Origin of the sequence: Kocuria sp. CPCC 205258, assembly GCF_040981005.1 — a bacterium.
GTDB lineage: Bacteria > Actinomycetota > Actinomycetes > Actinomycetales > Micrococcaceae > Kocuria > Kocuria rosea.
In genome coordinates this window covers 1-504 of sequence record NZ_JAVKPS010000080.1, presented here as the reverse complement: position 1 = coordinate 504, position 504 = coordinate 1, and the positions used below count along the sequence as shown (strand labels likewise).

The window sequence follows — 504 nt, the reverse complement described above, 5'->3', positions numbered from 1 at the left end:
CCACCGACGGCGACGGCGGCGGCCCGTCGACGAGGACGGTCTCGGTCCGCCGGCCGAGCAGCGCGTCGATCGCGTCGCCGATCTCGGCCACCGTGGGCGCGTCCGGGTCACCCGCGTTCAGCACCCGCGAGCCGGGCCGGCGGGCCGACAGCCGGACCAGTTCCGCCACGTTGGACACGTGGACGGGATGGAACCTGCTGAGCCCGCCGTACGCCAGCACTCGTACCTGGCGGCCGTCCAGTGCCCGCTTGACGAAGTACAGCTCACGCGGGGTGCGGCAGTGCGGCCCGTGGACGGCGCCCGCCCGCAGCAGCGTCACGGGCAGCTCGTCACCGGCGGCCAGCAGCTCCTGCTCCAGCGCCACCTTCCGCGTGCCGTACGTCGACTCCCCGGCGGCCACGGTGCTCTGGGCCTCCGGAATCGGCACCGGGTAACGGGGAAAGCCGTCGGGCCGGTCCTGGGTGTCGAAGCTGCGTCCTCGGTCGTCCTCGTAGACCGCGCCGC

Annotated in this window: 1 protein-coding gene; it reads right to left on the bottom strand. The window is 74.4% G+C overall.

The window, feature by feature from the left end:
• Nucleotides 1-504 (bottom strand): NAD-dependent epimerase/dehydratase family protein (locus RF644_RS18925; RefSeq protein WP_368797676.1); only part of this gene is annotated, 504 nt, incomplete at both ends.